The following is a 26,147-nucleotide window of genomic DNA, read 5'->3' as shown; positions in this document are numbered from 1 at the left end:
GGGCTACTGGATAAGACAGGGAACCATTCCCGACCAACAGATTCATTATACCATCAAATGATGGTATGGCAATATAATTTACCCCCGCTTAATTAATTTATAATCAGGATGTTCATCAGCAAGCAACAATAACAATTCGTAAGTCCCAGCAGCCAAACCTCTAGACGTTTTCCCAGATGTTTCTTTAGCTTGCCAGGCTGATAACGTAAAACCAAACCGTTTTGCGGCCTCCTGTTGCGTAAAGCCAGCCTTGATACGAGCTTGTTTCACCTCTTCAGGTGTAGGCTTAAAAATCATGATTTTGTACCTTCAAAATAGTATCTGTATAGAATTCCAATAAAATTGGGTCTTCAATTTCATCTTTAACGTTACTGAATTCTTCATGATAAAAATATTTCTTAAAAACAACCTTTTTCGTTGTTTTTTTATCGGCTTCTTTTGAGCGTACCTTCATCAGCTTTTCAAGTTCAATAAACAACCGTGTTGCATCTTCAGACACAACAATCCTGTATGTTACATTACCTTTGTTTTTTCTCTCGCTCAGGATTTTATTCATTTTTTTGCCTCATAACTGTTTAATAAACCCCGCTACCTTTATGAGCTGATCCACACTCAGGCCACGAATTATCATTTCATATCCGTCGCCCCGTTCTGATACGTTACCATCCAACCCATTCTCAACTTTAAAACCGGTCAATGTCCCATGCCAGCTATCAAGATGCATTAAACGAGATAGCATCCCTTTCAGGATCTGAATTTGATCGCGTTTTCGCTGTAACTGTTGTTCATATTCACGCGCAATATCTACATTTTCTAAAGCATCCGTCAGGATTTTCTTTTCAATATCGACGGCGATTTCTACAGGGTTACGTTCTGGCGATACAGTGCAAGTATGGTAAGGGCCTCGCCAGCTTCGACTATCTACGCTTCCGATGATAACTAACCTTCCTTTCTCCATTCGAATATGTATAGAGAAATTTTTATACTGAGGCGAGGTTAGCTTTATCCTGTACTGGCAATCATCGAGCAGATTTACACGCCAGCCGTTCCCAAGGATTCGACAAACGATTTCAAAAATAGGCTGGTAGCGAACAAAAAATGATTTCATATACTCACTGAACCGCCCCGGTTTTCCGGGAGAGTATTTTAGTTGGGAACTCAGGCTGCCAGATCCTTATTCCCGATGGAAGCATAATATGCCCGTTCGGCTTCTGCCGGTGGGATATGCCCCAGCCTTTCCAGCAGCCGGCGATTGTTGTACCAGTCCACCCACGCCAGCGTCGCCAGCTCCACTTCGCCGCGGTTTTTCCAGCTTTGCCTGTGTATCACCTCCGCTTTGTACAGGCCGTTGATGCTTTCGGCCATCGCGTTATCATAAGAGTCACCCGTGCTTCCCGTTGAAGCCAGAAGCTCCGCCTCCTGCAACCGCTGTGTGTAGGCCAGCGACACGTACTGTGAACCTTTGTCGCTGTGATGGATGGTTCCTGATGGCCGACGGGCCCACAGCGCCTGCTCCAGCGCATCCAGCACGAACGTCGTCTCCATCGACGATGACACCCGCCAGCCCACGATGCGACCGGCGAACACGTCGATAATGAACGCTACGTATGCGAAGCCCTGCCAGGTGCTGGCGTACGTGAAGTCTGCCACCCACAGCTGGTCAGGGCGTTCAGCCACGAACTGACGGTTCACCCGGTCATGCGCGGCAGGGGTCTTACGGCTGACGGTGGTTCGCACCTTTTTACCTCGCAGTACGCCGGTTAGGCCCATGGACTTCATCAGCCTCGCGATGGTGCATCGGGCCACGCTGAAGCCCTCCCGTAGCAGCTGGCGCCAGACCTTGCGAACACCATAGACGCCGTAGTTTTCGTCGTACACGCGCTGTATCTCCTGCTTCAGTTTCTCATCACGCTGGTCGCGATGGCTACGTCTGTCAGGATGCAGCTGATATTCACGGTAGCGGTAGTATGACGACGGGGCGATATCCAGCTCATGGCATACCGGTCCGACCCCGTATTCATCGCTCAGGGTATCCACCAGGAGGGCTATTTTTTCCAGAGGCGGTCGAACTCCGCCTTCGCAAAATAAGCTGAGGCCTGCCGCAGGATATCATTGCTGCGCCGCAGCTCGCGGTTCTCACGCTCCAGCTCTTTCAGGCGCTGGCGCTCAGTGGTGGAGAGACCACCATCACCGCCACCGGCATCACGTTCATACTGACGCAGCCAGATACGCAGGGTCTCCGGCGTGCAGCCGATTTTAGGGGCGATGGAACTCAGGGCTGCCCACTGTGAGTCATATCCGTCCTGGCATTCCAGAACCATGCGGACGGCGCGCTGCCGTATCTCGGGGGAAAAACGTGTATTTTTAGTCATCCTGTTTACCTCTCTCTCAGGGAGTTTAGTCTCCAGGATTCCCGGGGCGGTTCACACCATTAAAATAATGGGGGCTTTCGCCCCCGCTTCAACTATGCTCTGTTTTCTACCCTTTGTCTGCCAGACGCTTTACGCTTTCCGGCTGTGCCATACATCTCGCGGATTTCATCAAGACTGTGCTCTTTACGGTTCCAACGGCTTTTATGTTCTTCAGGACGGTAAAACCACTGTTTTTTCTTCGCGGCCCATTTGCAACCGATCTCTTTTAACGTTTCTTTATGTTCACGAGTATTTCCACTAATCCAGATCCAGTTGCCTATTACTTCATAAACTAACCCATCTAGTCCGGTGAGTGCGTTTAACACGTTTTCCATGTCTTCACCGTAGTTATAGTGTGCGTTTTCGTCAGTACTTTGAAACGAGTTGATTTTATCAATATTTGCCATCAGAAAATCAAAAGCTGCATTTACAGCCTTCATCAGTTCAGCACCTAATGGATTACGATCTGGATGATATTTCAAAGCCGCTTTTTTATATGCAGCTTTGATATCCTTCTCCGTTAATTCACCTGACAAACCAAAAACGTTTAATGCTTCCTGAATATTCATTTTTAGCTCCCGCCCGTGTGGGCTTCTGGAATCTGGCAGGGAACCATTCCCAACCAACAAATTCATTATACCATCAAATGATGGTATATCAACTACTAATTATTCCCGTATTCATCGTTAATACCTGGTGACTACAGTATGAAAATACAGTGTGATCGTTACTGGCAAGGTCGCTTTAAATTTTTTTCTTAACGCTCTGCCAGGCTGCATTATAATTACATGGGGGGTATATAGGATGCTCATTCCGATAGAGCATACACCGCTCGCCGCAGCCGAACGACCGAGCGTAGCGAGTTAGTGAGCGAGGAAGCGGAAGTGAACTGATGTTAAATTGTGCACTGGACGCTCTCAGGTTAAAGCCTTCACTCATTAAAAAGCCACGCTGAGCGTGGCTTCCTTTATAGTCAATTCTGTCTAAAAACAGGATTATCCCATGACAATTTTGATGGATGCTCCGCACGCAGCCGCATATCGCTCCAGTGTTGATACGCTGGCTTTACTGGCGTTTCTCTCTAACTTACTTACTGCTGGCTGAGTAATACCCATGCGCTCCGCAACCTGTGTACTGTTGATGCCAGCATTGCGACGAAGATCGAACAAAAGCGCCTGAAGCTCTTCTTCTTTTTTTTCAGCAAGATAAGCAGCCATCACATCTGGGTTCTGTAAGGCTTTTGCTTTTACTTCTGAGTAAGGAATGCCTTTAACTTTCATTTGTCATTTCCTCAAGTCTGCTAAGTGCTAATTTAATTTCTGAAGGTGGTGTCTTTGGGCTTTTCTTTACGAATGTACGGAGAATGAATATTCTTTTGCCTTTAGCGAAAGCAAAAAAAGTACGGGTAATGTCTTTTTTGCCCGCCCTTAATTCAAAAAGGCCATCCTGTATAATATCAGTATGCGGGAAGCGTAATTGATTACCTTGAGTCTCCAGTTTATCAAGCGCCGCAAATGCCTTACCCTGCATAGCACTATCAAGCTCAAGTAATTCCTGCTCTGCTTCAGGATGAAAAATTAGCTCAAACACAAAACAACCCCTTTCCTTTTATGGTTTAGCTCCGCAGGCTAACAATTTTCTATAGCCATATAGTTCATGACATTGCCTCCCTGATACCGAAGCCACATAAGGAGTATAACCAAAGAATGAAATAACTCAAGGGTTATGTATAACCTTTGAGTTATTTTAGTCGCTACTTGGGTGACCGCAAGGATTCGTTAATTTTTGGCAATAAGCCTAAAGGTTATATTAAAAATAGTGGTTATAACGCTTTAATGACCATTCCGTTTGCTCCGCCCGTAGAGCGAGGGCAAAAATGATTAACTCAATGCTTCAAATATCGTATCCATCGTATATCCCTTGTACTGAAGATGCCTGATTTGTTTATTTTTTTCCTTCGGTTCGGTAGGTAAAGCGTCACCAAACTTTCTGACCCGGGCTTCTTTTGCCAGCTCATACCAGTCAACGTCGCTCTGCTCTATTTCCTGTTCTATCAGCGCAGGCGGAAACCCTTTTTGCCGGAGCTCTTGTTTTATTCGTGTGGGACCGTGAAATTTTTTGATCTGTTTATCAATAAGATAGTTAATTGACTGGATATCATTGAGGTAATGGTTCTCTATCAGACGACGTAAAACGTGCTCTACATCATCCATTTTTTCTGTGACTCTGGCCAACTGCCGGTGCATATCACCAGATGAATAATTCTTTTTTGCCAACATAGATATCGCATAATCATACAATTCCTGTTCAGTCATGCCTGACTCCTTTCGTAGCGGATCCCGTCTTTTCCCACGGATAATCCCTGAATTTTCTCTGCCATCACCGACCAGAGTGCGGTTTTACGCTTGTGTTTTTCGTAAAGGGTTCTGAAGTAAGTTTCTGTTCCCGGGAGCTGCGGACTCTCTTCCAGATCTTCGCTGTAATCGATGGCTTTTTTCATGTCTGATGCGGCATAGCTGTAATATTTGCTTTTTGCCTGGTGAATCGCATCTTCCACCAGAATACGACGTAACCGCGTGGCTGTAATGGCATAGCCGTGTTTATACAATGTGCTGGATAATGTTCGGATAAATGAGTTTGTCAGATAGGCAAGAGAACTGATGAGTTCTTCTTTAGGAGTGGCTGTAATACAATTGTCGATTAAATCAAATCGTGCTATATCTGAGGCGAAACATATATAGGGGTCTAACCCTTTTTCTTTTGCAATGTTCAGGAATGACTGAACGTTATCGTTTCCTTTCCCACAGGCTTTTGTATACAACCGATAGAAACGGGTATCACATCGAAAAGAAAAGGCTGCCATAGATTTCTCCATTGCCTCATCACTTTTTCCGTCTTCAATAAGAGCAGTAATAAATAACTCATCCCATGTGGTCTTGTCTGAGTATTTTTTATCACCTTGCTTATCCATATATAATAACAGCTCAATGGCTTCTCCGGGACGAATTTCATCCATGAGCAGCCTTGCATAATCAAAATAATGCTCAGGTCGACAGAACTCTCCTTTTTTTAAGGATTCTGACAAGGAATCGATATCCCTTATTAGTATGCTGATATCTAATGCTTCCCGGTGGCGTTTTTTTTGATAATACATATCCCGGACTGCGCGTAATACATCCGAACCAAGTAAAGCGCGATACGTTCTGAAAATTCCAGATCCAAAATAAATTTCGTTGGCAACAAAATCAAATATCTTTTTTGCAATGAATACGGGGTCACTGTTTTTTTGTGCGGCCAGTGATTTCATCCATGCATCCAGCACAACGGAGTAGTAGTCCATCCAGCTTCCACTGGAGGTGTCCGAGTTCTCACTGAATCTCTCAAATTCAAGCATGATTTTTACACTCAGACGTTCCACTTGCTCCGGGAGTGTACCTGCTATTTTCTCCAGTGGCTGCGCGATACTGCGTGTCAAATCATCATAAAACGCATCCGCTTCGTAGTAATCATAAAAACGCTTACTTTTGGCCCGCCGGTTGTACTCCTTCTCGATAGCTTTAAGTATGTCAGGGGCCGATAACAGATATCCGTTCACCAGTGTTGATTTGGCCTGCTTATTATCCTGTATCAGGTCGTGGATAATATTAACCAAAGTTTCATGATTCATGCTGCTTAATAATTCACTCTGTTTTTTATTCAGTCCGGTTGCCATGTTACCTCCATAATCATTTATCCTGATTAAAGCGAAAATACGTTATTTGAAATAACTACAATCGGACCCCGTAATCAATGGGACCGACTTCACGCTTTCGCAATTCAAAAACACCAAATCGGTTGAGATGTTGCCGAAATGGACTCAGTACCCGCAAAATTTCGGGAGTTATTGTCATGCCTTCACTTTGTAATTCTTTCAATACCTGAGTCATTGAATGACAGTTGTGAAAAATAAGCAGATTGGCAATGAGGTGATTGTATTTAATGATTTTTAACTGCTCATCCCGTACATTCTCTTCGAGAGAGTTGGCCGCAAAATAAACCCACTGCACAAACTTGTTAAAGCTTTCACATTTATTTGTCGCTCCCTGTATCATTCGGCGCAACTCTTCACTGCTGACGTACTCCAGAAGAAACTGCGTTCGGACCACACGCCCAAGTTCCCGAAAGGCAAAATACAATTTGTTTTTTCGACTGGCGGTTCCAAGCTTACGCAATATCGTCGATGGGGTAATACGGCCTGCTTTGATAGACAGCACCACCTGCAACATGTCGGGTAAATGTCGCTCTATCAGCGCCCAGTCGATATTATCCTTACTGAATAACGTCTGAATATACAGGTAAGTCTGTTCAGGTGACGATTTATAGCATTTTAGATCCTTCCAGTTACGAATTCGGGGCATGAGCCTGATGCCCAGCAGATACGCCAGCCCAAACACCACCGCGTTTTGCGCCTGAGTATCACCGTGCACCGTATCTGGCTGGATATCGGATTTGTTTTTGATCAGGCCATCGAGGATATAGATGGCTTCCCATACGCCACAGGGAATAAAATGCGAAAAAAGAGCAATGTAGGTATTACTGACGTGATAATACGCAACACCGCCCCAGCCACCGTAACGGATGTGATATTCTGATAATATATTATTTTCATAAATATCCCATTTTGTTCCATCGGCAGCTGCTCGTCTGGGATCTCCCCAGAGACTGGGGAGCCAGAATCTATTGTATCCGTTGACCGTATAACGGATCGCCGCATCCAACTTCTCTTCTGTAATATGGCGTTGATTCAGAAAGGCAATCTTGCGATCACCAATGCCTGTAATGCTTTTCGCCAGCTGTGCTGTACCCAGCCCCGTACCATAGGCAAAGGTCGTCAGAATTTGGCGATACTCTTCATCTTCAAGTTTACTTTCATGACCACTGAGTGGACCAAAGTGTTTTCCCCATTTCAGCCAGCGCATCGTGTCGCCGAGCGCATCAAGTACCGATAAGTTAAGCGCCTGTAATTTGGTAGTCAGGGCTTTATTAACCGCATCAAATCCTGCGGGTAATGGCTTTTTGACCAGCTTTGCCAGAACAGGTCGACCGTTGGTTATGGTGAAATAAGGATTGGTCATATAACCACGGTCAACACTGTCAGCAACCTCCTTCAGCCGACCCTGCAAATGCTCGACGAAGGCTTTACCCTCCACAGGCAGGCTGACCAGTTCGCCATACTCTGCCAGTGTCTCCATGCATTCCTTCATAGGCAAAAGCTGATCGCGAGCATCGGAATAAGTATCTCCTCCGGGTACGCAAATATCTGCAGATTTCAGCTCCTGAACCAGTTGCCGACAAACACAGACTTCAAAAGCGCGTCGATTCACCCTGTGTGGGATGCAATTGCGCTTCGTTTCCCCGGTAACCAGTCCCCACCATTTGTCCGGGAGCCAGTCAAGATCCTGTGCGGTTAGTATGGCGTTTCCTTTTCCATCGAGGCGCAGCCAGTCAATGTGCCGGTGTTTGTTGGCCAGAACGAATGCAAGGGCCTGAACAAAATTTTGATCCTGACTGGTTGCTACAAATGTCAGCTTGCTCAGAATACGAAAAATTTGGATACGGCGAGCTTTGAAATGACGCCACATGAACCGGCTTTCGTTTTTACCCCCGTGTTCTGCATGTACCCGGGAGAATTCGCATAAGTCCTGGCGAGCTGATACCAACTGACTAATGTTGGCGATTTGTTCTTCAATCGTCTGGTCTGATTTCAGTACGGTATCAAGCTGAGCAAATCGGCGAATAATTTCGTCAGTTTTATCCTGATTAGCGGAAAGGTACCCATCGAGTTCTTCTTCAGCACGATGCTGCACTTTAATCATTTGTTTGCAAAATACATTACACAGGTCATCAGTGATTCTGGCCAGTTGACGCTGGATCAAGGATAGAGTTACAGCATAACGCTTTTTCGCCTCCATATTCACCATGCTGGCCGCATCCAGGCTCATTCCTTCCAACGCTAATTGTTTGCGCTTGATCTCGGGGATGCCTTCCAGAGCACAGATATTGCTGGCCAGCCTGGAAAGCTGGTCATAGCGCAATAATAACTCCCGAAGTCCTTCTATCGTCGCTTTCGGGGCATCCGCCTTTAGTTCGTTCCATGGGCTGGTACGCAGCCCTTTCTCAACCAAAAAGAGCGCATCGATATCAGTGCGCTCCGTTTCACTTAATTTGTTGTTGATCGCGTTAAACAGGGATTGATTGGCAGCGGCTCGCTGCGATTTTGCTTCTCGCAATAACACATTAAATAAAGGTAATTCAAAGCGATGCTTAATCAGACTTTCGATTGAAACATTAATGATGTCAGACAGTTCATTCTTTGTTGGGGCACAGGCTGCCATCGCCTGGACCATTACCACTTTACCTTTTGCAGCAAAGGCCGTGACGTTAAGAAACGTACGAATCAAACTAATATGATGTCGTCGCGTACGTGACGAATCGTAAGTGGACAGTTGTTGCTGTTCGGCCTTCAGGCCTTCAATGCCAACAATATGGTTGACTATCGAACCGGGAATTTGATCTGTGGTAACGAAGTATCCAAGGCGCTGAAAAGTTTTCAACAGCAGGAAAAAACCAAGTTTATATTGCCCATCGCGCAGGGACTTAGAACAGAAATCCTGTTCTTCAGTTGTCGGCGTATACCAGCGTTCAAGCTGGTATGTGGTGATACTGCTCTTCAGGCGCGGGTACGCGGTATCGCAGGCGTCCATGAGTCATTACCGTCGCAAAAAACGTTCGTTTGATGAGAGGCGATACCGCTATGCTACCCAGACCGAAGAAACGCAGCGATAAGGCCCGCGAAATGTCGCAAATATCCATCTCTTAATTCAAAGAATCATAAACTCATATAGAATACTACTCCATGAGACAAGAGAGGGTCTATGAAATTAATCGGGTATGCACGAGTCAGTACGGGAGAGCAGGATCTCAGCCTGCAGCTGGATGCCCTGCAACAGGCTGGTTGTGACACCGCCGCTATTTTTGTGGACAAATCATCCGGGGCAAAAACAGAACGCCCGGGCCTGGACGCCTGTCTGAAAGCGTTGCAACCAGGAGATACCTTGCTGGTATGGCGCCTGGATCGGTTGGGGAGGTCAATGACTCACCTGGTGACGATGGTAGAGGACTTGCGTAGCAAAGGGGTAGGGTTTCGTTCACTGTGCGATGGCGCGATTGACACCACCACGGCATCGGGAGAACTGGTGCTTAACATTTTTTCGTCCCTTGCCCAGTTTGAGAGACGTCTCCTCCAGGAGCGAACCCGGGCAGGCCTCGCGGCTGCACGCGCCCGGGGACGAAAAGGAGGACGCAGGGCTGTCAGCAAAAGCGCACCGAAAGTGATGATGGCCTGGCGTATGTATCAGGATAAATCTTTGAGTATCAATGATATTTGTGAAACTCTAAAAATTTCTCGGGCAACATTTTTCAGGTACGTATCCTTATCAAAGGACGCGGCCTAGTGGTTATATAAAGTAGAATGCATATAACTTTTAGGCTTATTGCCAAAAATTAACGAATCCTTGCGGTCACCCTTTTTTACCGTGGCGTTCTGGTTGCCAAGATGAGAGGTCAACTGGAGGCGCTCACGCAGCCGGTCAAAGCCTATTCTGTAAAATGTACTGGGGAGCTCAGCCAGGTAGAGATACAGTGCCTGGGCTGACTCTTTGCGTGACAGCTTCTGGAGTGACTTCAGGTATAGCCTGGTTTTGCCATCCATCCGGTACAGTGTATCCGTTATCCCAGAAAGCACCGTGATTAAAGGGCTGAGAAGATCCTTATTCTTATTTAATCTGTTAATGATCCTGAATTGAACTTTATTATTGTTCTATTCAGTGGATAACTCCGATTGCACTGATATTCACTCAATATCGTGGACTGGTTTTTCCGTCAGGATGTTATCTCCCCATGCCACTACTGTGGCCAGTTGCTCAACCGAGACATGCCCCGCACAGGCAGCCAGAAAATCCAGCACCGGGGCTGCTGTTTCACGGAGCTGCGGACTGTAAATGCGTTAACGACCATCTGGATTCACCCGGTATATATGACCCGCTTCAGGCTCTTCATTGTTATTTGCACCGACAACGACGGGCATTACCCAAATAAGTTTCCTCAGCGTTCTGCCCGGTCCATAATAATGGTTTCTTAGACGTCAGGTGGCACTTTTCGGGGAAATGTGCGCGGAACCCCTATTTGTTTATTTTTCTAAATACATTCAAATATGTATCCGCTCATGAGACAATAACCCTGATAAATGCTTCAATAATATTGAAAAAGGAAGAGTATGAGTATTCAACATTTCCGTGTCTGTCAATACCGATCGAATTCTGACCCACCCTGCCAAAGTAAAACTGACCCACCCCCTTTGAATCATTCGAGCGTTGTTGCTTTCGTTTTCTTCTGGAGTTGACCGCTTTTCAGCTTATCTTTCAGTCGATAGCTTTGGCCGCTGATTTGGGCGATATGCGCATGGTGAAGCAGCCGATCCAGCATCGCTGCCGTCAGTGTCTCGTCATCACCAAACGTTCCGGACCACTGCGTAAACGGCAGGTTGCTGGTCAGGATCACGCTGCCTGACTCATACCGTTTAGCGACTACCTGGAAGAACAGGTTCGCCTCCATTTTACCGAACGGCAGATATCCCACTTCGTCGATGATCAACAGCTTAGGTTTACCTACGACGCGGTTCAGGTAGCCCTTCAGGTCACCCTGACGATGTGACGCCATCAGTTGCAGCATCATGTCGGCGGCGGTAATGAACCGAATGCTTAAACCCGCCATCGCGGCCTTATAGCCAATGGCGGTCGCCAGGTGCGTTTTGCCGACGCCAGAAGGCCCGAGCAGGACAACGTTCTCCTGACGTTCGATAAATGTCAGACCCGCCAACTCCTGGATCTGACTTCGTGGAACGCCACTGGCATAGGCGTAATCGAACTGCTCCAGTGTTTTTATCACCGGCAGGCCTGATAACCGCAAAATGGTCTGGCGACGCCGTTCGTTCTGGCCATCATGCTGGAGCTGCAAAACGGCTTCCAGGAAGTCGGCATGCGTGCCGCTGTTGTCGATGGTCGCCTGTGCCACACCCGGCCACTCTGCCGGCAGGCGGTCGAGCTTGAGTTGCTCGCAGAGCGCGGCAATACGATCATGTTGAAGGTTCATGCTGGCACCTCGAGCAAGGCCTGGTACGTTGCCAGAGGATGTTGCAGGCTCTCGGTCGGCACCGGACGCTGGCTGAGCGCTGGGACAGGTGCAGGCAATGCCAACGTGACCTTCGGTAACGGCAATAGCGCAGCACGCTCGCGCGGCATGCGCTGCTCAGGCGGTACGCCTGTGGTGCCATGCACTCGTGTGTTCGCGACGGTGACCAGCCACTCGCCGATGCGTGTGTTGGCAGCAGGTACATCCAGTACCAGCCCGGCCTGCCGGAAGGTCGCGGTAAGAGGCACGATAAAGCTGTTCTTGAGGTAATGGTTAAACCGCTCAACCTTACCCTTGGTCTTGGCGTGATAGGGTCGGTATAGCTTGGGAGGAACGTCATACTTCTCCGCAACGTGCATCCACTGCGGGTTACAGCGAGGCTAACCGTGACCGTAGACATAGCGCTCATTGTTGCTGGCCTTCCCGTTGGCGAACAGCAGGTGATTCAGCGTCACGCCGCAGTGCCTGCGAGCCGACTCAATGCCATCACGCCAGGCAGCGGAGACCTAGTAGCTGTAAACATTGACGAAAGTCGCGCGGCTCCAGCCCAGCGTGGCGACAAAGGCCAGCAATGGGTTATGACCGAGTCTGATGATGGTGAAATCAACTTGCATCTGAAAGCCAGGCTCGGTCTCGAAGCGTGTTACCTCTTCAGTGACGGGCTGCTTAATGGGGTGCAGGAAAGCGGTCAGCATGCTGTAACCACCCTCGTAACCACGCTGACGGATCTCGCGCAGCAGCACACTGGCGGGTATCCAGAGGGGCCTGGCAGCGGCCACGCGCTCAAGGATATAGGTCTTGAACGGGTCAAGCTTGCAGGATCTGGGTGCGCGAGGCTTGTAGCGCATATCCGCTACGGGCAGCGGGCTACGAATATATCTGCGAACGGTCTCACGAGAGCATGAAAGCTGGCGCGCGATGGCGCGTATCGACATGCCCTGACGGTGTAAAACACTAATCTCCACTCTGGTCTCCAATGTCATCATTGGCAGTGCCTTAAAACTGCCATTTTTACCCTAGGTGGGTCAGATTTACATCGGCAGGTGGGCCAGTTTTACATCGGTAGCGACACGTGTCGCCCTTATTCCCTTTTTTGCGGCATTTTGCCTTCCTGTTTTTGCTCACCCAGAAACGCTGGTGAAAGTAAAAGATGCTGAAGATCAGCTGGGTGCACGAGTGGGTTACATCGAACTGGATCTCAACAGCGGTAAGATCCTTGAGAGTTTTCGCCCCGAAGAACGTTTTCCAATGATGAGCACTTTTAAAGTGAACCGCCCCGGGAATCCTGGAGACTAAACTCCCTGAGAGAGAGGTAAACAGGATGACTAAAAATACACGTTTTTCCCCCGAGATACGGCAGCGCGCCGTCCGCATGGTTCTGGAATGCCAGGACGGATATGACTCACAGTGGGCAGCCCTGAGTTCCATCGCCCCTAAAATCGGCTGCACGCCGGAGACCCTGCGTATCTGGCTGCGTCAGTATGAACGTGATGCCGGTGGCGGTGATGGTGGTCTCTCCACCACTGAGCGCCAGCGCCTGAAAGAGCTGGAGCGTGAAACCCGCGGGCTGCGGCGCAGAATGGATATCCTGCGGCGGGCCTAAGCTTATTTGGCGAGGGGGGAGTGCGACCGCCTCTGGAAAAAATAGCCCTCCTGGTGGATACCCTGAGCGATGAATACGGGGTCGGACCGGTATGCCATGAGCTGGATATCGCCCCGTCGTCATACTACCGCTACCGTGAATATCAGCTGCATCCTGACAGACGTAGCCATCGCGACCAGCGTGATGAGAAACTGAAGCAGGAGATACAGCGCGTGTACGACGAAAACTACGGCGTCTATGGTGTTCGCAAGGTCTGGCGCCAGCTGCTACGGGAGGGCTTCAGCGTGGCCCGATGCACCATCGCGAGGCTGATGAAGTCCATGGGCCTAACCGGCGTACTGCGAGGTAAAAAGGTGCGAACCACCGTCAGCCGTAAGACCCCTGCCGCGCATGACCGGGTGAACCGTCAGTTCGTGGCTGAACGCCCTGACCAGCTGTGGGTGGCAGACTTCACGTACGCCAGCACCTGGCAGGGCTTCGCATACGTAGCGTTCATTATCGACGTGTTCGCCGGTCGCATCGTGGGCTGGCGGGTGTCATCGTCGATGGAGACGACGTTCGTGCTGGATGCGCTGGAGCAGGCGCTGTGGGCCCGTCGGCCATCAGGAACCATCCATCACAGCGACAAAGGTTCACAGTACGTGTCGCTGGCCTACACACAGCGGTTGCAGGAGGCGGAGCTTCTGGCTTCAACGGGAAGCACGGGTGACTCTTATGATAACGCGATGGCCGAAAGCATCAACGGCCTGTACAAAGCGGAGGTGATACACAGGCAAAGCTGGAAAAACCGCGGCGAAGTGGAGCTGGCGACGCTGGCGTGGGTGGACTGGTACAACAATCGCCGGCTGCTGGAAAGGCTGGGGCATATCCCACCGGCAGAAGCCGAACGGGCATATTATGCTTCCATCGGGAATAAGGATCTGGCAGCCTGAGTTCCCAACTAAAATACTCTCCCGGAAAACCGGGGCGGTTCAAACTGACTGTTTCCACGACATATTGAACTGTGGCTCGCTATGCACGGGTCAGTACGGGAGAGCAGGATCTCAGCCTGCAGCTGGATGCCCTGCAACAGGCTGGCTGTGACACCGCCGCCATTTTTGTAGACAAATCATCCGGGGCAAAAACAGAACCGGCTGGAATACCTTCCTGCCGGACAACCTCGCTTATCGACAAATTATATGGTGGCCAGTATTAGTTGACCACTACAAGGTGAATAGATGTTCATTGTCGTCTCTCCAGCCCCCTGGATTTTTTCACTCAGAGGCGACAACTACCCTGACATGGGGGGATCCAGCCAGAAAGTGAGTGAGCCGCGATTGATAAGTGCTTTGTTGTAAGTACGCCAGTTGTTGATTTTGAACTTCTGCTTTGCCACGGAACGACCTAGGTTGTCAGAGGGAGTGTGTGATCTGATCCGTCAATTCAGCAAAAGTTCGATTTATTCAACAAAGCCCACCGAAAGTTAACTCTAATTCACAGGCAAAAGTGTTTTTTTGTTAAAGATCAAAAAAAATAAATAGATTACCTTTAAAATAAATTTAAGCGAGACAATATTTATGATGTGTTTTGCTTTATTTTATAAAGGAGCCGTTATGATAGTTAATAATCAGGGTGCAATACAACCACTACTTCATTCTGACGGGGTGGCCTTAGTGGGGCTGCCTAATAATATATTAAACGTCAGAAACACTCCCGAAACTTTGTCATCAATTAAACCTCGGGTATATAAAGTTTTGGCAATTACGGCAGGCTTTCTCGCTTCAATAGCATCAGTTATTTTTTTTAAAAGTGCGTTAACTTCGATACAGACAGAATCAATTACTTCTGAATATAACCCCTTAACAGGTCCTAATACTACAGGAAATTACCATTTTAAAAATTTAAATGATGATGGTTTGAAGAATGAAACAGCGGAAACGAATCACGCCCAAGAAATAATAATCTCCAGAGATCCCCCAGCACCATTGAGCCTATGGCAACCAAATATACTTTATTGGCAAGGTGAAAAATATTCGCATGCAGTTTATAAAAGGAAATATTTTAAACTGTTGGGCGAGGCCGGCCCCAGAGGGCTTCCAAATTTTTTAATTGATAAAATAAATCATTCAACTAATTTCAACGTAAGGGTGTTGGAATCAAAAGTACTCGGAGCCTGGGCCAAAAAAAGTCATGGCAATATAAAAAAATACTGGGAAAAAAAAGTTATATTAGACCGAATTGCTGATACTCATGATCAACTTATCAACTTAAAAGAAGTAATTATTAGGGAGGGGAATAATATGTATTCGAAAAAGCCTTCTTTTGATTTATTGAATAAAGTTTATACTATAAATAAGCAGATAGAAGATGCTGCTACACAGATAAGTAATGACCTTAAAAAGCTTGATCAACGACGCCGCAGGTGACGGAAACGTGAAGGCACTGTTGCAACGCTCATAAAATTTGCAACAGTGCCGCTAAAAGGTCAGGTAATACCCCGGATGTATATCCCGCGTCCCGCAAAATTGCTGTTTACCGTCGATGACGGCTGGAATAAGTTTCTCGAAAAATTCGGCGACAGCGTCACTCCCTGGACCCGCCTCTGGGTTGAGCGCATGCTCGCCTGCGGGACCACTGAGATGGGCATTCGTCGCTTTTGCTGTTCGTCACCCGGTTGCACCCAAGACGACCGCATAAGTGATTAATTTTTAATCACCTCTGATAATCCGGCTGCCAGTACCTCTTCGAGATTCCCTGTTTTTATCCAGCAACGCTTTTGCTTACCAGCGATACTTAGCCTTGTCGGCTCTGCCCTGAGCATATTCAGTGCCGTAGCAACACGCAACTGGAGTTGGCAGGATGAAGTCTGGCTAAATCCTGAACGGGAAACGCTGGCCGCATGAATCAACTGAGGCGACAACTACCTTGACACGCGCCGTTAGTGACAGCAAAAAAGGTACGGGTAATGTCTTTTTTGCCCGCCCTTAATTCAAAAAGGCCATCCTGTATAATATCGGTATGCGGGAAGCGTAATTGATTACCTTGAGTCTCAAGCTTATCAAGCGCCGCAAATGCCTTACCCTGCATAGCACTATCAAGCTCAAGTAATTCCTGCTCTGCTTCAGGATGAAAAATTAGTTCAAACACAAAACAGCCCCTTTCCTTTTATGGTTTAGCTCAGCAGGCTAACAATTTTCTATAGCCATATAGTTCATTACATTGTCTCCTTGATACCGAAGCCACATGAGAAGTGTGGCCAAAACATAAAATAACTCAAGGGTTATGTATGGCTTTTGGGGTATTTTCATCACTATTTCCCGATGGTAGTTGAATTTGTGCCCAAAATATTTCAGCGGTGGCACGGATTTCTGGAAAGATATTGGTTCGACATAAGTATACTTATACAGTACTTGTTTCCGATGGTTCGGGGAAGGCACACAGCCACAAAATAAATCGTCACTTATAAGAGACGGTTTATATTGACTGCCTGTCACTTATAGGAGACAATGTGGACAGGTTAAGGGAGCGAGGGCGGCAAGATGCCTTACACGGCGAAACGATATCAGACAGAGAACGGTGAGGTTCCATACACCGACTGGATGAAAAAATTAAGACGTAAAGATCAGACCGCTGCGTTAAAAGTGGATTCCAGAATTGCCCGCGCTATGGGCGGTAATTTTGGAGATCATAAATTCGAAAGGGATGGTGTCTGGGAATTACGAGTTGATTATGGTCCCGCCTACAGGGTGTATTACTCAATCGAAGATGGTGAAATAATTCTCCTGCTAATGGGCGGGAACAAAAAAACGCAAACAGCCGATTTAGATAAAGCCGTTAGTTATCTGCAAGATTTTAAAAAGAGGTCAAAAAAATGACAGCCACCAAAAATGTGAAGTCGCTGATTAGCAAAAATGATTATCCGGCAGCAGTTGATCACAACGCCGCCATGATTAAAGAACTACGCGCTGATCCTGATTATGCAAACGCTTATCTTGCTAATGCCCTGGAAGAAATTAATGAGTCTGGTGGCTTAGGCGGTTTTCTTGTTGCGTTACGTCAGGTAATAGAGGCGCGAGGGGGGATTTCCGAAGCCGCTAAAAAATCTGGCCTTGCCCGTCAGAGTATCTACCGTGCATTATCCCCGAACGGGAACCCGACCATCACAACACTGGCACAACTTGCAGCAGTGGCCGGGTTACAGTTCACTCTCAGCAAATCCAGCCACTAATTTCTCAAGTACCCCCCATAAGCGGGGGGAATTTTTGTCACTGACCGTTTCAGTTACCCGCCCCGTAATTCGCGGCTGAAGCCGCTCAAACGCGCAGATACAGCGCCCCGCGCCGATGCTACGCACCGTCACGGCGTACCGTTCGCAAGCTCACGCGCTAACTGCGAAAGGCTAATTGTGCGTTGTAAGTGCTGTAATGGGCTTTGCAGGGCGGGGAAGGGGGAGTGCTTAAATCTGCCTGGTTAGTTCGCCATAACTGGCGAACGTCCCCGGCGCGATGCAGCTACCAGGCAGAACGTAACCACTGTTCGCGCCTCTTTTCAAAAGCAGTGATGTAAATACATTTATGACCGATACAGCAGGTGCCAGCGATCTTGTCTTTGGCCTTTTCTGGCTGCTGGGATACCAGTTCTCTCCGCGCCTGGCTGATGCCGGTGCTTCGGTTTTCTGGCGAATGGACCATGATGCCGACTATGGCGTGCTGAATGATATTGCCAGAGGCCAATCAGATCCCCGAAAAATAGTCCTTCAGTGGGACGAAATGATCCGGACCGCAGGCTCCCTGAAGCTGGGCAAAGTACAGGCTTCAATGCTGGTCCGTTCATTGCTAAAAAGTGAACGCCCCTCCGGACTGACTCAGGCAATCATTGAAGTAGGGCGCATCAACAAAACGCTGTATCTGCTTAATTATATCGATGATGAAGATTACCGACGGCGCATTCTGACCCAGCTTAATCGGGGAGAAAGCCGCCATGCAGTTGCCAGAGCCATCTGTCATGGTCAAAAAGGTGAGATAAGAAAACGATATACCGACGGTCAGGAAGATCAACTGGGCGCACTGGGGCTGGTCACTAACGCCGTCGTTTTATGGAACACTATTTATATGCAGGCAGCCCTGGATCATCTCCGGCCGCAGGGTGAAACACTGAATGATGAAGATATCGCACGCCTCTCCCCGCTTTGCCACGGACATATCAATATGTTGGGACATTATTCTTTCACGCTGGCAGAACTGGTGACCAAAGGACATCTGAGACCATTAAAAGAGGCGTCAGAGGCAGAAAACGTTGCTTAACGTGAGTTTTCGTTCCACTGAGCGTCAGACCCCATTAAGTACCGGAATAACGTCATTGAATGCGACCATGGCAAGCTGAAAAGGATAATCGGCGCCACGCTGGGATTTAAATCCATGAAGACGGCTTACGCCACGATCAAAGGTATTGAGGTAATGCGAGCACTACGCAAAGGTCAGGCCTCAGCATTTTATTACGGCGATCCCCTGGGCGAAATGCGTCTGGTGAGCAGGGTCTTTGACATGTAAGGCCTTTCAATCAGAAAAAAGGTTACTTCATCGCGAACTTTGCAACAGTGCCATTATTTGTACTAGCTCAGACCTGATCTGACAGTTACCGGTTATTTATACAGGTGTCTGTCAGATTAAATCTGGTTCAGATTCTTTTCTGCCCAGACCCGTTTTCCATCAAGTAACGTGGCCATTGGCGTACGCCCGCAGCACATTTTCCCCTGATGAGTTCGCTCATTATTGTAATGCCACAACCAGTTGTCCAGATCCATTTGCAGGCTCTCCAGGTCTGCATATAGCTTCTTGCGGAACGTAACCTGATAAAACTCCTGCAAAATAGTTTTATGGAAGCGCTCGCAGATACCGTTCGTCTGCGGGGACATCGCTTTCGTTTTCGTATGGTCGATATCGTTGATGGCCAGATACAGCTGATAATCATGTTGCTCTACTTTACCGCAGTACTCTGTGCCCCTGTCGGTCAGTATTCTCAGCATCGGCAGCCCCTGAGCCTCATAGAACGGCAGTACCCGATCATTAAGCAGGTCGGCTGCAGTGATCGGCGTTTTACTCGTATACAGCTTGCAGTGAGCCATTTTCGAGTACGTATCCACGAACGTCTGCTGGTAGATGCGGCCAACGCCTTTCAGATTCCCAACGTAGAAGGTGTCCTGCGACCCCAGATAACCCGGGTGAGCCGTTTCGATTTCACCGCAGGCTTCGTCATCGTGCACCTTCTTCTCCAGTGCGGCGATTTGAGCATCGGTAAGCACAATGCCTTCTCTGGCGACCTTTTCCGTAAGCGCCTTCAGCCGCTTACGGAAGTTCTCCAGGTCATGTCGTTGCCAGATGGAGCGCACGCCGCTGCCGGAGATAAACACGCCTTTTTTACGCAGCTCATTACTGGTCCGGTGCTGACCGTGGGCCGGGAACTCAACGGCGTACTCAACAACCGCCCGTTCAGTGGCTTCATCGGCCCGATTCTTCAGGTTGGGTACCCGACGGTTTTGATTAACCAGCGCGTCAATGCCGCCTTCTTCAGCTAGCTCCTGGTAGCGGTAGAATGTGTCGCGTGACACCCCCATGATTTTACAGGCTTTTGATACGTTACCGAGTTCTTCGGCCAGATTGAGCAGGCCGGCTTTGTGTTTGATGATGGGATTGTTAGTATGAAGCATGAGAGTTACCTCGTGTTTTGTATAAGGATTAGACACCCATATCAAAACCGGTAACTCTCAACCTTTCAAGGTCCAGTGTCAGATCAAGTCGCGACTAATACACCTGACGCAATACAGAAAGCATCAGGCACCTGATAATTATTTAAAATATTCCTGCAGTTTCCCTGCCACGCGCTCATTGACAGCTTTTAACCACTCAGGCTCAAGGATCATTTCGTTTTTAATGACTTTAGCAGGATCGACGGTTTCCTTCTGAATGCCAAAAATGGCGTCAGTTATAAAACCGCTGACCAGAACGTTCTTGGCGATAAATTCCAGCTTCTGGTCCAGCGTCTTTTCTGAAGTGTCCTTGCTGATTTTATTTTCATAAACGCGAAGTCCCAGCTTAAACATCTCCATGATAAAAGCTGACCGGTTCGCCGTTTCGCGTGACTCTCCGTCTTCAAGCTTCTTTTCAACGTGTGCATCAACCTTTTCTATAAGTGAAAAGGGAACGGTAAGATTGACGCGATTACTTTTGGGTGTGTTGTGCTCTGACATATATTTTGCCTCATAACCTGATATTAGAGCGAACCGTAACCGGATGACCGGGCGACGGATTGTTCATGCTGCATGAGAAAATAAACTCAACGCACCCACTTTTCAAGTAACCACAAAGTAACAACAAAGGGCTTCAACAGTGTCTGCACAGACACTTCTAAGTTCAAATATTAGTAAGTACTTGTTTTTAATAGCAGCACTTCGCAGTTACTTACAAGGAACTATTAAAGCACTATAAAGTTTCTTTGAAGAAATTTCGTTATGGGCTAAAATTTCTACGATTTACAACTAACTAACTGATATTAAATAATTAAAACCGCAAAAATAAATTTGCGAGTGGTGTGTAAAATCCCACTTCTTATGATATTATTGAGTTAATAAGCACCCCCGAACTTTTCAAATCAGGAGCCGCTATGCGTTTATTTATACACGCTGCAGCCCTGCTGGCTACAGGCATTTTCTCAGCCAGCGTGAATGCGGACTGTTTTATTAAAGCCGGTGAATGGTATTCCATTGATCCGGACTACCTGCGTGCTATCGCATGGCAGGAATCCCGCTACAATCCTGCCGCCATAAATACGAACAAAACCAAAGACGGAAAGCCCGGCAGCAGCGATTACGGCATCATGCAGATTAATTCGGTGACCATGCGCGGATTACAGAAAGAATATCCCGGCCTCAGTAAAGAAAAGCTCCTCAGCGATCCGTGCCTGAATATTTTCATCGGTGCCATGCTGCTGCGCCGTAACTTCAATCAGTACGGCACAACGTGGCTGGCAGTGGGAATGTATAATGCGGGAATGAAAAATATTCCGGTGACGATCAAGAACCGGTATAACTATGCGATGATTATCGACGCACATTATAAGGCCATCAAGGCGGGTAAAATCCCACGTACGGCAATCAACGGATGAATGATTAAAATCCTTATTACGGACTGCATTACTTTTTTTCTTCTGTGCCTGTGCTGGTTTAAATCCGTCAATGCAGTCTGCGCACAGAATTAACCGTTCCCGGTTCAATGCCGGGTACGGTCAACATGAGTAACGCCCCTGATGTTTTACCGCGCCGTGCAGGAAGAGTTTGCACCGGTTTTTATTTATTTGTCACCGGTTCAATACCGGTGACGGATAACAGGCCCCAAAAAAATGGAGCCATCCGGCCCCGTGCTGTTTATGCTTTCATTTCAGAAAGTATTCTGTTTATTTCACCGTGAACGCCCTGACTGTGCCAGAAGCAATCCCGGCCGACCCGGTACAGTTCGCCCGATTTAAATCGTGCCAGCGTAATTTCCTCTCCCTCCAGGCTGCTGCCATATTTTTTAGCGATGGTATCCACCGCTTTTTGTTTCATGGCATCGGAATAATTTCTGTCAGTAAAGACATAACCCACTCCGCCGAAAATACGATTAAAGGGAGACGCACTGGAAACAGACATATCCTGCATGGGATCGAAATAGCTGTCTTTATACTTATCAGTGACAGATTTAACTTCCTCCTCCGTAGGTCCGTCTGTCCAGATAACGCTTACGCTGTCATAACTGCGCTTGCGAACGGAAAATTTAATGCCCGGAAACTTCGCCTTAAGTTCCCTGCGTATATTTGACGTGACCTGTACCGCGCCGTTTTTATCCTGCGAAAGCGAAGCATATTCTGGTGCCGTTTTCAGACGCTGACATTCCGCTTCATATTTGCGGGCTTCTTCCTCCCGCGCCTGCTTTTTACGGCGTTCTTCTGCCTCTGCCTGTTTTACGATGCGCGTCGTTTCTTTACCGCTTTTTATTTCCGGGAATATGCTCCACTGTTTCCCGTAAAGGATACTTTCAGGCAGCGCGCGCGATATTCCGCCGCTCTCGAATGCAATGTCAAATGTCGCATTCCCGCCGTACGAAACGCATCCCGAAAGTGAACCCACTGACGCCGGTTTCTGCTCGCCGTGGATCGCAAAAATCACACCCCGTCCGCGATTGTAAAGAACTGTGCTGACAACCTGCCCCACAACCAGAGACTGCGCATTCTGTATTTTCATATCAGTTTCCCTTAATGCTGATGAAAGAGAGGCGCGACCCGTTTTCTTCCGGGCCGCAGGACATTTTCAGAACGGGATATCGTTTAAGGTGGTATCAGCGGCACCGGCAGTTACCTGAATGTCTTGCGCAGGATTCAGGGCGCTTTCCAGTGAGATGATGCCGCGTGCGACGTCGCTGGCCTGGTAATAATCAAGCCCTGCATCACACGCTGCATGAAACCTGTCGAAAAACTTTTTCGCCTCTTCCGCCATTACTGAGGAGGAGCGCCGTATATACTCCCGGCAGGCGTCCTGCCATGAGGCAGTGCGGTAATAAATTTGTCCCCGGCTGGCAATGATGTAACGTTCCGCAGAGATGTCGCCCACGTCGTACAGCGCCGTCATGCCACGGGCTGAACTCGTCAGACGCGGCAGCGCGCGATGTCCCGCCGCCAGTAATGCCGCCACTTCAGTTTCATCGAGCAACAGCACATCTGCGCCATAACTGCCGTTTCGCGTCGGATAGTGCTTTCCCTTTGCAGGCGTGGCGTTTTCATTCCCTGCGTCAGTGTTATGCCAGCGGGTGCGCAGATCGTTCGCGCTGACGCAGATTTTCTGGCCTTTAACCCATGTTTTGGAAGCTTCTGAAGCGGCGATGTTGACGTTCTGTGTGTTCATGCTGGTTCTCCTCTCAGGTGGTTAATCATGTTTCGGTGAGTTCCTCGCGGCAGAGGGCAAGTAAGCGGCGTCAGGCGGGCAGTGCAAGGGCGCCGCAGGCGTGCATTTCACCCTTGCGCTGAACGAATGACGTTGCTACGACCAGCCCTCCGCGGGGAACCATCCGGAACATGAAGGCACCGTTCGTGAGGACAGCATGAACACACCCCGGACGTCTCCGACGGCCGGTCCTTACAGGTTGCCGCGCAGCGGTAACCTGCAGAAGCGCCAGCGTCAGCTGGCTGCAGGGGTTGACCTGGCCCTTGCCATCAGACCCTAGCCGGCAGGCCCGGAACGCCTGCGGTCCGGCGGAGCTTACCGGCTTTGCCGGTTAGCGCAGTGGGGCTGACGACCCGGCAACGCCGGGGAGCCGAAGGTGGCCGTGCGACAGGAAGTTGTTTAACATATTGTTTTACATTGATAAAACCAGCTATTCCATTAGCTGTAGCCTACCGGAACAGGCGTTGCTGGCAACGGCGGGGTCTGAAGCTTCCGGGACAACGAAATCGGGCGTCAGCCCGGAGAGGGTCCCGTGAGGGAGCCTCTCCTGCTGCAAGCATCATGTGGCTGGATTGCAAGGCTGGTCAGAAGGGTTAACACATGTGAACTGTTGATAAACACCGTTATCGGCAACAGGCCAAAGATGCTGAAAGGCCTGAACCAAAAGGGTATGAGATCGGGTTGCTCCAAGGGCCTCCCGGAGCACATGGACACAGAGATCTCCGGTGAATAGACAGAACCCGTCTTGACCTTTTGTATGTTAAGCGGAACCTGGTAAACCCGTATCGCTGCCTGATGGCAGGTGAACCGTAAGGAACACTGTTGGCGGTGCGGGCAGAGGAGGACGGAAAAAGCGAACGCCTGATGGTAATCATCAGGATACGGAGCAAATTATACTTCGGCGCGAAAGCGGGCAGACTTCCGTCTGGTCTTTAACTGCATGAGATACTGTAAAACTTTCAACAGGATATCAGCGAGATGAATACACACGACAGTGTGTCCACGATACCCCGCCCGGCAGGCTGGCACGCCATTGACTGGCGAGCCTGCCATGCACGGGTGCGAAAGCTACAGCTGAGGATTGCAGAGGCAACCCGGCAGCAACAATGGCGGCGAGTCAGGGAACTGCAGCGCATTCTCACGCGTTCGTTCTCCGGCAAAGCCGTTGCTGTCAAACGTGTGACTGAAAACACCGGGAAAAGGACGCCCGGCGTGGATGGCAAAACATGGAGCACCCCGGATGAAAAATGGAAAGGGATTGTCTGTCTGAGCCCGCGAGACTACAGACCACTGCCGCTCAGGCGCATACACATCCCCAAACCGAACGGCAAAAAGCGCCCGCTGGGCATTCCTGTTATGCGTGACAGGGCCATGCAGGCACTGTGGCTGCTGGCACTGGAGCCTGTAGCAGAAACCACGGCTGACAATAACAGCTATGGTTTCAGACCCATGCGCAGTACGCATGATGCCATCGAGTCCATATTTCACCGGATGAGCCAGAAAGTATCCCCGAAATGGGTACTGGAAGGTGACATAAAAGGATGCTTCGACAATATCAGCCATGACTGGTTGCTGTCCCATATTCCCATGGACAGAAAACTGCTCAGAAAATGGCTGAAAGCCGGATATATGGAAAAGGGCGTCTTCTTTCACACCGAAAGTGGCACTCCGCAGGGAGGCATTATCTCTCCCCTCCTCGCCAATATGGCACTCGATGGGCTGGAGGAAGAGCTGATGCTGACATTCAGGAAGAGTAAGCATTACGGGGCAAAACATCAGGTGAACTATGTGCGCTATGCCGACGACTTCATCTGCTCCGGGATCTCCCGCGAGCTGCTGGAGAATGAGGTCAAGCCCCTGATAGCAGAGTTTATGCAGAAACGGGGGCTCGCGCTGTCTGAGGAAAAAACAGCGATAACGCACATAGAAGAAGGCTTCGACTTTCTTGGTCAGAACGTCAGAAAATACGGCGGCAAGATGCTGATCAAGCCTGCCAAAAAGAATCTGAAAAACTTTCTGAGCAAAGTCAGGAGAATAATTAAAGGCAATCCGACGCTTCCGGCATGGAAACTGATAAACCTGCTCAATCCCGTGATCCGTGGATGGGCGACTTATCATCGGCATGTCGTGGCAAAAGATATCTTTAATTACGTCGATACCCAAATCTGGCGGGCAATATGGCAGTGGTGCAAACGGCGGCATACACGTAAAAGCCGGCGCTGGGTTGCAGAAAAGTATTTCACGTTCGGGGAGAAACGCTGGCTGTTCAGCGCAGCGACCCCGGAGGGTAAAATACTGCACCTCACCCGCGCGATGGATACCCCCATCAAACGCCATATCAAGATCAGGGGCGACGCAACACCTTACTCGCCCGGCATGGAAATCTACTTTGAGCGTCGTCTGGATCTGGTCTGGAGCGGAAAGCTGAAGAAGATGAAAACCGTGGCGGCATTGTGGAAGCGCCAGGGTAAGTGCTGCCCGCGTTGCAGACAACTCATCACCAACCAGACAGGCTGGAATATACACCACCGGATCAGGAAGGTCATGGGCGGCAGCGACGACATGTCCAATCTTGAACTGCTACATCCCAACTGCCACCGTCAGTTACACAACAGGGAGGCCGGTGCCCACAACGGGCATTTATAAAGGCTTGAGCGGTATGCGGGGAAACCTGCACGTACCGTTCTCAGGGGGCGGCGGCGCAGTAATGTGCTGCTGCTACCCGACCTTATCCACATCTACGCTGCACATCCGGCGCATAAAGCTGTGGATAAACAGCTGCAGCCCCTGCCCGCTGACGCCTGAAAAGCACTGGTCAATAAATAACCTGCCATTTCGCTGTAAAACTTTATAAATCAATGATCTTCTTTTTTCGCCATGCAGGTGTGATTCACTGTGTCTTGCACAGCCCTGAAAGCCAGTTAATACTACTGTAAATACATACAGCGATTTAACA

At 48.9% G+C, this 26,147-nt stretch carries 24 protein-coding genes, 7 pseudogenes and 2 other annotated features; of the genes and pseudogenes, 12 read left to right on the top strand and 19 right to left on the bottom strand.

Annotation, left to right across the window (positions count from 1 at the left end):
- Positions 1–78: 78 nt before the first annotated feature.
- The 10 genes from H2P46_RS13640 to H2P46_RS13595 all read right to left on the bottom strand — a co-directional run bounded on the left by H2P46_RS13640 (position 79) and on the right by H2P46_RS13595 (position 9,154).
- Positions 79–297 (bottom strand): hypothetical protein, encoded by a 219-nt coding sequence (locus H2P46_RS13640; protein ID WP_193405568.1) that lies wholly within the window; start codon positions 295–297, stop codon positions 79–81.
- A complete protein-coding gene (locus H2P46_RS13635) occupies positions 287–556 on the bottom strand; it encodes a hypothetical protein (protein WP_202987460.1) in 270 nt (89 codons plus the stop codon). The genes H2P46_RS13640 and H2P46_RS13635 overlap by 11 nt, the downstream gene beginning before the upstream one ends.
- 9 nt (positions 557–565) lie before the next feature.
- Positions 566–1,108: a hypothetical protein gene (locus H2P46_RS13630; RefSeq protein WP_193405567.1), complete on the bottom strand. Its 543-nt coding sequence runs from the start codon at positions 1,106–1,108 to the stop codon at positions 566–568.
- Between the two features lie 50 nt (positions 1,109–1,158).
- A protein-coding gene (locus H2P46_RS13625; RefSeq protein WP_420846544.1) for an IS3 family transposase occupies positions 1,159–2,372 on the bottom strand; the annotation gives its coding sequence in 2 pieces (ribosomal slippage) (positions 1,159–2,084 and positions 2,084–2,372; 1,215 coding nt in all).
- Positions 1,975–2,091 (bottom strand) — a sequence feature (AL1L pseudoknot). (Overlaps the previous gene by 117 nt.)
- A gap of 92 nt (positions 2,373–2,464) precedes the next feature.
- Positions 2,465–2,980: a DnaJ domain-containing protein gene (locus tag H2P46_RS13620; RefSeq protein ID WP_193405565.1), complete on the bottom strand. Its 516-nt coding sequence runs from the start codon at positions 2,978–2,980 to the stop codon at positions 2,465–2,467.
- A gap of 426 nt (positions 2,981–3,406) precedes the next feature.
- On the bottom strand, positions 3,407–3,691 hold the full coding sequence (locus tag H2P46_RS13615; RefSeq protein ID WP_006122340.1) for a helix-turn-helix domain-containing protein: 285 nt from the start codon (positions 3,689–3,691) through the stop codon (positions 3,407–3,409).
- Positions 3,681–4,001, bottom strand: a complete 321-nt coding sequence (locus H2P46_RS13610) for a type II toxin-antitoxin system RelE/ParE family toxin (RefSeq protein WP_044243522.1) — start codon at positions 3,999–4,001, stop codon at positions 3,681–3,683. Before H2P46_RS13610 ends, H2P46_RS13615 begins: the two co-directional genes overlap by 11 nt.
- Before the next feature lie 290 nt (positions 4,002–4,291).
- On the bottom strand, positions 4,292–4,726 hold the full coding sequence (locus H2P46_RS13605; protein ID WP_193405564.1) for a regulatory protein RecX: 435 nt from the start codon (positions 4,724–4,726) through the stop codon (positions 4,292–4,294).
- Positions 4,723–6,123, bottom strand: coding sequence for a DUF6880 family protein (locus tag H2P46_RS13600; protein ID WP_193405563.1), 1,401 nt, complete (start codon positions 6,121–6,123; stop codon positions 4,723–4,725). The genes H2P46_RS13605 and H2P46_RS13600 overlap by 4 nt, the downstream gene beginning before the upstream one ends.
- Positions 6,124–6,178: 55 nt before the next feature.
- Positions 6,179–9,154 carry a Tn3 family transposase gene (locus H2P46_RS13595; RefSeq protein ID WP_193405562.1) on the bottom strand — a complete coding sequence of 992 codons (2,976 nt, stop codon included), beginning with the start codon at positions 9,152–9,154 and terminating at the stop codon, positions 6,179–6,181.
- Positions 9,155–9,325: 171 nt separating this feature from the next.
- On the opposite strand from H2P46_RS13595, the gene H2P46_RS13590 reads away from it, so the two are divergent.
- The gene (locus H2P46_RS13590; RefSeq protein ID WP_193405561.1) at positions 9,326–9,904 is read left to right on the top strand and encodes a recombinase family protein; all 579 of its coding nucleotides are present in this window, start codon (positions 9,326–9,328) and stop codon (positions 9,902–9,904) included.
- Positions 9,905–10,811: 907 nt separating this feature from the next.
- On the opposite strand, the gene istB is transcribed toward H2P46_RS13590, so the two are convergent.
- Entirely contained in the window at positions 10,812–11,600 is a 789-nt protein-coding gene (gene istB / locus H2P46_RS13585) for an IS21-like element helper ATPase IstB (protein WP_193403211.1), read from the bottom strand.
- A pseudogene (istA, locus tag H2P46_RS13580) lies at positions 11,597–12,625 on the bottom strand (IS21 family transposase). The gene istB and the pseudogene istA overlap by 4 nt, the downstream one beginning before the upstream one ends.
- A 49-nt stretch (positions 12,626–12,674) precedes the next feature.
- Here istA and H2P46_RS13575 point away from each other — a divergent pair.
- From H2P46_RS13575 to H2P46_RS13565, 3 genes and pseudogenes are all read left to right on the top strand, one after another.
- A pseudogene (locus tag H2P46_RS13575) lies at positions 12,675–12,908 on the top strand (hypothetical protein); the annotation flags it as partial.
- Between the two features lie 52 nt (positions 12,909–12,960).
- Positions 12,961–14,174 (top strand): IS3 family transposase gene (locus H2P46_RS13570; protein WP_193405560.1). Its coding sequence is split into 2 segments (ribosomal slippage): positions 12,961–13,240 and positions 13,240–14,174, totalling 1,215 coding nucleotides; the frame shifts between segments, so codons are not numbered across the junction.
- Positions 13,242–13,358 (top strand) — a sequence feature (AL1L pseudoknot). Its footprint overlaps the gene before it by 117 nt.
- Before the next feature lie 71 nt (positions 14,175–14,245).
- Positions 14,246–14,437 carry a recombinase family protein gene (locus H2P46_RS13565; RefSeq protein ID WP_193405559.1) on the top strand — a complete coding sequence of 64 codons (192 nt, stop codon included), beginning with the start codon at positions 14,246–14,248 and terminating at the stop codon, positions 14,435–14,437.
- A 93-nt stretch (positions 14,438–14,530) separates the two neighbouring features.
- On the opposite strand, the pseudogene H2P46_RS23425 reads toward H2P46_RS13565, so the two are convergent.
- A pseudogene (locus tag H2P46_RS23425) lies at positions 14,531–14,663 on the bottom strand (IS5/IS1182 family transposase); the annotation flags it as partial.
- Positions 14,664–14,834: 171 nt separating this feature from the next.
- Between H2P46_RS23425 and H2P46_RS13560 the strand changes: the two are divergent.
- Positions 14,835–15,647 (top strand): hypothetical protein, encoded by an 813-nt coding sequence (locus H2P46_RS13560; RefSeq protein WP_193405558.1) that lies wholly within the window; start codon positions 14,835–14,837, stop codon positions 15,645–15,647.
- 75 nt (positions 15,648–15,722) lie between these two features.
- A pseudogene (locus tag H2P46_RS13555) lies at positions 15,723–15,902 on the top strand (IS91 family transposase); the annotation flags it as partial.
- Between the two features lie 20 nt (positions 15,903–15,922).
- Here the strand turns inward: H2P46_RS13555 and H2P46_RS23005 are convergent.
- A pseudogene (locus H2P46_RS23005) lies at positions 15,923–16,051 on the bottom strand (ISAs1 family transposase); the annotation flags it as partial.
- A gap of 74 nt (positions 16,052–16,125) precedes the next feature.
- Positions 16,126–16,368, bottom strand: coding sequence for a type II toxin-antitoxin system RelE/ParE family toxin (locus tag H2P46_RS13545; protein ID WP_193405556.1), 243 nt, complete (start codon positions 16,366–16,368; stop codon positions 16,126–16,128).
- A gap of 392 nt (positions 16,369–16,760) precedes the next feature.
- Here H2P46_RS13545 and H2P46_RS13540 point away from each other — a divergent pair, with 392 nt between their 5' ends.
- The 4 genes and pseudogenes from H2P46_RS13540 to H2P46_RS13525 form a co-directional block, all read left to right on the top strand.
- Complete coding sequence (locus tag H2P46_RS13540; protein WP_193405554.1) at positions 16,761–17,096, top strand: type II toxin-antitoxin system RelE/ParE family toxin; 336 nt, start codon at positions 16,761–16,763, stop codon at positions 17,094–17,096.
- Positions 17,093–17,449 (top strand): helix-turn-helix domain-containing transcriptional regulator, encoded by a 357-nt coding sequence (locus H2P46_RS13535; protein ID WP_193405536.1) that lies wholly within the window; start codon positions 17,093–17,095, stop codon positions 17,447–17,449. Before H2P46_RS13540 ends, H2P46_RS13535 begins: the two co-directional genes overlap by 4 nt.
- Positions 17,450–17,795: 346 nt before the next feature.
- A pseudogene (locus H2P46_RS13530) lies at positions 17,796–18,491 on the top strand (Tn3 family transposase); the annotation flags it as partial.
- Positions 18,492–18,557: 66 nt separating this feature from the next.
- Positions 18,558–18,770, top strand: a pseudogene (locus tag H2P46_RS13525) (DDE-type integrase/transposase/recombinase); the annotation flags it as partial.
- Positions 18,771–18,886: 116 nt separating this feature from the next.
- On the opposite strand, the gene H2P46_RS13520 reads toward H2P46_RS13525, so the two are convergent.
- Positions 18,887–19,927, bottom strand: a complete 1,041-nt coding sequence (locus tag H2P46_RS13520) for an IS481 family transposase (RefSeq protein WP_193403339.1) — start codon at positions 19,925–19,927, stop codon at positions 18,887–18,889.
- 138 nt (positions 19,928–20,065) lie between these two features.
- Complete coding sequence (locus tag H2P46_RS13515) at positions 20,066–20,467, bottom strand: relaxosome protein TraM (protein WP_193405552.1); 402 nt, start codon at positions 20,465–20,467, stop codon at positions 20,066–20,068.
- Between the two features lie 413 nt (positions 20,468–20,880).
- On the opposite strand from H2P46_RS13515, the gene H2P46_RS13510 reads away from it, so the two are divergent.
- On the top strand, positions 20,881–21,381 hold the full coding sequence (locus H2P46_RS13510; protein WP_193405551.1) for a lytic transglycosylase domain-containing protein: 501 nt from the start codon (positions 20,881–20,883) through the stop codon (positions 21,379–21,381).
- A 259-nt stretch (positions 21,382–21,640) separates the two neighbouring features.
- On the opposite strand, the gene H2P46_RS13505 is transcribed toward H2P46_RS13510, so the two are convergent.
- Both H2P46_RS13505 and H2P46_RS13500 read right to left on the bottom strand, forming a co-directional pair.
- Positions 21,641–22,495, bottom strand: coding sequence for an LPD29 domain-containing protein (locus H2P46_RS13505; RefSeq protein ID WP_193405549.1), 855 nt, complete (start codon positions 22,493–22,495; stop codon positions 21,641–21,643).
- A 66-nt stretch (positions 22,496–22,561) separates the two neighbouring features.
- The gene (locus H2P46_RS13500; protein ID WP_193405548.1) at positions 22,562–23,152 is read right to left on the bottom strand and encodes a hypothetical protein; all 591 of its coding nucleotides are present in this window, start codon (positions 23,150–23,152) and stop codon (positions 22,562–22,564) included.
- A gap of 1,017 nt (positions 23,153–24,169) precedes the next feature.
- Here H2P46_RS13500 and ltrA point away from each other — a divergent pair.
- On the top strand, positions 24,170–25,837 hold the full coding sequence (ltrA, locus tag H2P46_RS13495) for a group II intron reverse transcriptase/maturase (protein ID WP_193405547.1): 1,668 nt from the start codon (positions 24,170–24,172) through the stop codon (positions 25,835–25,837).
- Positions 25,838–26,147 lie beyond the last annotated feature (310 nt).

Origin of the sequence: Mixta mediterraneensis (genome assembly GCF_014946725.1) — a bacterium.
GTDB lineage: Bacteria > Pseudomonadota > Gammaproteobacteria > Enterobacterales > Enterobacteriaceae > Pantoea > Pantoea mediterraneensis.
Note: the sequence above shows the minus strand (reverse complement) of the source record. Positions and strands in the feature narration are given on the sequence as shown.

Excerpts from the sequence above, each read along its gene's own strand:
- H2P46_RS13640 (WP_193405568.1), bottom strand. The coding sequence starts at position 297 with ATGATTTTTAAGCCTACACCTGAAGAGGTGAAACAAGCTCGTATCAAG.
- H2P46_RS13635 (WP_202987460.1), bottom strand. The coding sequence starts at position 556 with ATGAATAAAATCCTGAGCGAGAGAAAAAACAAAGGTAATGTAACATAC.
- H2P46_RS13630 (WP_193405567.1), bottom strand. The coding sequence starts at position 1,108 with ATGAAATCATTTTTTGTTCGCTACCAGCCTATTTTTGAAATCGTTTGT.
- H2P46_RS13620 (WP_193405565.1), bottom strand. The coding sequence starts at position 2,980 with ATGAATATTCAGGAAGCATTAAACGTTTTTGGTTTGTCAGGTGAATTA.
- H2P46_RS13615 (WP_006122340.1), bottom strand. The coding sequence starts at position 3,691 with ATGAAAGTTAAAGGCATTCCTTACTCAGAAGTAAAAGCAAAAGCCTTA.
- H2P46_RS13605 (WP_193405564.1), bottom strand. The coding sequence starts at position 4,726 with ATGACTGAACAGGAATTGTATGATTATGCGATATCTATGTTGGCAAAA.
- H2P46_RS13600 (WP_193405563.1), bottom strand. The coding sequence starts at position 6,123 with ATGGCAACCGGACTGAATAAAAAACAGAGTGAATTATTAAGCAGCATG.
- H2P46_RS13595 (WP_193405562.1), bottom strand. The coding sequence starts at position 9,154 with ATGGACGCCTGCGATACCGCGTACCCGCGCCTGAAGAGCAGTATCACC.
- H2P46_RS13590 (WP_193405561.1), top strand. The coding sequence starts at position 9,326 with ATGAAATTAATCGGGTATGCACGAGTCAGTACGGGAGAGCAGGATCTC.
- istB (WP_193403211.1), bottom strand. The coding sequence starts at position 11,600 with ATGAACCTTCAACATGATCGTATTGCCGCGCTCTGCGAGCAACTCAAG.
- H2P46_RS13560 (WP_193405558.1), top strand. The coding sequence starts at position 14,835 with ATGATAGTTAATAATCAGGGTGCAATACAACCACTACTTCATTCTGAC.
- H2P46_RS13540 (WP_193405554.1), top strand. The coding sequence starts at position 16,761 with ATGCCTTACACGGCGAAACGATATCAGACAGAGAACGGTGAGGTTCCA.
- H2P46_RS13535 (WP_193405536.1), top strand. The coding sequence starts at position 17,093 with ATGACAGCCACCAAAAATGTGAAGTCGCTGATTAGCAAAAATGATTAT.
- H2P46_RS13520 (WP_193403339.1), bottom strand. The coding sequence starts at position 19,927 with ATGCTTCATACTAACAATCCCATCATCAAACACAAAGCCGGCCTGCTC.
- H2P46_RS13515 (WP_193405552.1), bottom strand. The coding sequence starts at position 20,467 with ATGTCAGAGCACAACACACCCAAAAGTAATCGCGTCAATCTTACCGTT.
- H2P46_RS13510 (WP_193405551.1), top strand. The coding sequence starts at position 20,881 with ATGCGTTTATTTATACACGCTGCAGCCCTGCTGGCTACAGGCATTTTC.
- H2P46_RS13505 (WP_193405549.1), bottom strand. The coding sequence starts at position 22,495 with ATGAAAATACAGAATGCGCAGTCTCTGGTTGTGGGGCAGGTTGTCAGC.
- H2P46_RS13500 (WP_193405548.1), bottom strand. The coding sequence starts at position 23,152 with ATGAACACACAGAACGTCAACATCGCCGCTTCAGAAGCTTCCAAAACA.
- ltrA (WP_193405547.1), top strand. The coding sequence starts at position 24,170 with ATGAATACACACGACAGTGTGTCCACGATACCCCGCCCGGCAGGCTGG.